This window comes from Brachybacterium sp. AOP3-A1-3, assembly GCF_052378285.1.
In the GTDB taxonomy this organism is placed as follows: domain Bacteria; phylum Actinomycetota; class Actinomycetes; order Actinomycetales; family Dermabacteraceae; genus Brachybacterium.
In genome coordinates, this window is record NZ_JBQSXM010000045.1 from 1 (window position 1) to 3,727 (window position 3,727).

The 3,727-nt window shown below is 68.4% G+C and carries 3 protein-coding genes; all 3 read right to left on the reverse strand.

Translation table 11 applies throughout. The annotated features are described in order from the left end of the window. On the reverse strand, positions 1 to 927 hold a 927-nt coding region (locus tag ACT3T5_RS19455; RefSeq protein WP_444595316.1), incomplete at its 3' end, for an FAD-dependent oxidoreductase. A 73-nt stretch (positions 928 to 1,000) separates the two neighbouring features. Beyond that, positions 1,001 to 1,264 (reverse strand): YHS domain-containing protein, encoded by a 264-nt coding sequence (locus ACT3T5_RS19460; RefSeq protein WP_126988730.1) that lies wholly within the window; start codon positions 1,262 to 1,264, stop codon positions 1,001 to 1,003. 36 nt (positions 1,265 to 1,300) lie between these two features. After that, complete coding sequence (locus ACT3T5_RS19465) at positions 1,301 to 3,517, reverse strand: heavy metal translocating P-type ATPase (RefSeq protein WP_444595317.1); 2,217 nt, start codon at positions 3,515 to 3,517, stop codon at positions 1,301 to 1,303. Between the last annotated feature and the right edge of the window lie 210 nt (positions 3,518 to 3,727).

Genomic DNA, 3,727 nt, shown 5'->3' on the forward strand with positions numbered 1-3,727 from the left:
GTCCGCGCGCCCGAGCGAGGCCAGGACGCTGCGTGCGGCGTGCGCGCCCTGTGCCTCGGCGTCGCTCCAATGATCGATGCGCCAGGTTGTGCCGTCAGTCTCGTGGACCGCGACGCCTCCTGCGGCGTAGACGTTCTCGTGGTCACGGCTGCGCAGCCGAGAATCGACAGCGATCGCTCCTCCCCATGGGGAGGGGGAGTGCGGGCGCGTTCCAAGGGCGGTGATGGCCAGGTCCGCGGCAATGACGCGGCCGTCGGTGAACTCGGCGTGCAGCTCGCTCTCGACGAGCTCAAGGCGCGTCAGCGCGTGACCGAAGTGCGTGTCGACAGTGTCCCGATGTGCCTGGGAAAGCTGTCCTGCGACCTGGGCGCCGAAGGCGGTGGCCCCGGGGATGGGCGACGAGGCAGCGAGCGTGACCCTGCATCCAGCGTCGCGGAGGATTCCCGCGGTCTCGGCTCCGATGAACCCTGCCCCGTAGATCAGGACCCGCGGGGAGGGCGTGCGGTCGAGGACGCCGCGCACACGGAGCGCATCGTCCAGGGAATGCAGATGCGTCACCCGTCCGCTCTCCAGGGCGGCAGGGCTGGTGATACCCGGAGGCAGGGCGCGTGGCACGCTTCCCGTAGCGACGATCAGCGCGTCATAGTCCACGCGGGCTCCAGAGCGCAGGTGAACGGTCTGCTCTTGGGGGTCCACCGCCTGGACGCGATCCCGGACTGGCGGAGCGGACAGTACTGGCAGATGTGCGTGATGGGGTTCGAGGAGGCCGGTGGCGACAGCCTTGTTGACCAGAGTGCGGTTATACGGGGTGGTTTCCGTATCGATGATTGCGGTTGTGGTGATCTCTTCGTGCTGGGCGAGTTCCCGGATGGAGGCCGCCCCCGCAGCTCCTGCACCGATGACGAGAACGTGTGTCGTGTCGGGCATTGCCGAGCTCCGATCTATATGGGGGAGGGGGCGCACTGCCTGACAGTGGCCCCCTCCCGCTGAGCGGTGGTCCTCAGGCGGCGACGTACTTCTGCGGGTCGGCATCGAACAGGGGACCGCACCCGGCGCAGCACAGCCAGTAGCGGGTGCCCTCGTAGTCGCGGTACAAGCCCGCGGCCTCGGCGATGCTCTTGACGACGGGCCGGCCTTCCATCACCGGACAGGTGGCCATGTCGTCCTCCGCGGCGCCCATCAGGTTCGGGCGCCCCTCGGACTCCACGGAGGAGTGGGAGGTGTGGCCGCAGCAGCTGGAGGTCTGGTCGGTCGTGTCGTTCATGGGGTTCCTTCCATAGTGGTTTCGTGCGGGGAGGGGTCAGTTCTTCGCGATGGAGGTGAAGCCGCGCAGGCGCAGGCTGTTGCCCACGACGAAGACGCTGGAGAAGGCCATCGCGGCGCCGGCGAGCATGGGGTTGAGCATGCCGAGCGCGGCGATGGGGATCGCGGCCGTGTTGTAGGCGAAGGCCCAGAACAGGTTGGTTTTGATGGTCGAGAGGGTCTTGCGGGACAGGCGGATGGCATCGACGGCGCTGCGGAGGTCGCCTCGTACCAGGGTGATGTCGCTGGCCTCGATCGCGACGTCGGTGCCGGTGCCCATCGCCAGTCCCAGGTCGGCCTGGGCGAGGGCAGGTGCGTCATTGACGCCGTCGCCGACCATTGCGACGGTGCGGCCCTCGCGCTGGAGGCGGGAGACCACATCGACCTTCTCCGACGGTAGGACTTCGGCGATGACCTCGTCGATGCCGACCTCAGCGGCGATCTGGCGGGCCACGGCCTCGTTATCGCCGGTCAGCAGGACCGGGGTCAGACCCAGCGCCTTCATCGCGGTGACGGCCTCAGCGCTGGTGGGCTTGACCGTGTCGGCGACCACCAGGATTCCCCGGGCGATTCCGTCCCAGCCGATGGCGACGACGGTCTTGCCCTGCTCTTCGGCCTCCGCCTTGGCGGCGGCGACCGCGGGGCTCAGGGCCATCTGCGTCTCGGCGAGGAGGCTCTCTCGGCCGACGACGACAGCCCGTCCTTCGACGGTGCCGCGTACACCCTTGCCCTCGACGTTGGTGAAGTCCGAGAGTGTCGGGAGTTCGCCGACCTCCTGGGTGGCGCCCTTGGCGATCGCCTGGGCGATCGGGTGCTCGGAGGAGTCCTCAACGGCGCCGGCCAGTCGCAGCAGCTCGGCGCGATCGGTGCCTTCATCGGTGACGACATCGGTGAGGGTCATCTTGCCGGTGGTGACGGTGCCGGTCTTGTCCAGCACCACGGTGTCGACCTTGCGGGTGGATTCGAGCACCTCGGGTCCCTTGATGAGCACACCCATCTGGGCTCCGCGGCCGGTGCCCACCAGCAGCGCGGTCGGGGTCGCCAGACCCAGCGCGCAGGGGCAGGCGATCACGAGCACGGCGACGGCTGCAGTGAAGGCCGCGGTGACGGGGAACCCGGCGCCGAGCCACGCCCCGAGGGTCAGCGCGGCGACCAGGATGACGATCGGCACGAAGATCCCGGAGATGCGGTCGGCCAGGCGTTGGACCTCGGCCTTGCCGGTCTGGGCGTCCTCGACGAGCTTCGCCATCTGAGCCAGCTGGGTGTCGGAGCCGATGCGCGTGGCGCGGACCACGAGGCGTCCGCCGGCGTTGACGGTGGCGCCGGTGACGGCGTCCCCTTCACTCACCTCGACGGGAACCGACTCCCCGGTGAGCATGGAGGCGTCGACCGCGGAGGTGCCGGAGACGACGGTGCCGTCGGTGGCGATCTTCTCGCCGGGGCGGACGATGAAATCGTCACCCTCTACGAGATCGTCGATGGCGATCTTCTGCTCCTGGCCTCCGCGCAGCACGGAGACTTCTTTCGCGCCGAGCTCGAGCAGGGCGCGCAGTGCGGCGCCGGCCTGGCGCTTGGAGCGCTTCTCGAAGTAGCGGCCGGCCAGGATGAACATCGTGACGCCCGCGCCGACCTCGAGGTAGATGTTCGCCGCACCGTCGGAGGGCGCGATCGTCAGCTCGAAGGGGTGAGTCATGCCTGGGGTGCCGGCGGTTCCGAAGAACAGTGCGTACAGGGACCACAGCAGGGCGGCGGAGGTGCCCATTGAGATGAGCGTGTCCATCGTGGCTGCGCCGTGCTTGAGGTTCGTCCAGGCCGCCTTGTGGAACGGCCAGGCGCCCCACACGATGACCGGGGCCGCGAGCGCGAGGGAGAGCCACTGCCAGTAGGGGAACTGAATGGCGGGGATCATCGCCATCGCGATGACCGGGACGGTCAGCGCGACCGCACCGATCAGCCGGTGGCGTAGCGAGGTCAGCTCCGGGTCGGAGCTCTCCTGATCGTCCCCAGGCGTGTTCGCTGAGTCCTTGCCGGTGGTGGGCTTGGGTAGCGCGGCGGTGTAGCCGGTCTTTTCGACTTCACTGACGAGCAGCTGCGGATCGTAGCCCTCTGGGGCCGTCACCTTGGCTTTCTCGGTGGCGTAGTTGACGGTCGCGGTGATGCCGTCGAGCTTGTTGAGTTTCCGCTCGATCCGGTTCGCGCAGGATGCGCATGTCATGCCGCCGATTTCCAGCTCGATGCCGGCCTCCGCGATGAGCGGTGCTTCGGTGTTCACTCCAGGTCCTTTCCGATCTGTTGCGACGGTCGATCCGGCCCGGAGGGGTCAGTGACCGTCCGGGTGCGCATCGGCGCTCTCGTTCTCGGTGCCCTGCTCCGCTTGCACGACGAACTGCGCGGTGTGCACCTCGCCATCGATCTGGAAGTCCAG

Bases quoted from the DNA above. Each gene is read 5' to 3' on its own strand.
- ACT3T5_RS19460 (WP_126988730.1), bottom strand. From the start codon at position 1,264: ATGAACGACACGACCGACCAGACCTCCAGCTGCTGCGGCCACACCTCC.
- ACT3T5_RS19465 (WP_444595317.1), bottom strand. From the start codon at position 3,517: ATGACATGCGCATCCTGCGCGAACCGGATCGAGCGGAAACTCAACAAG.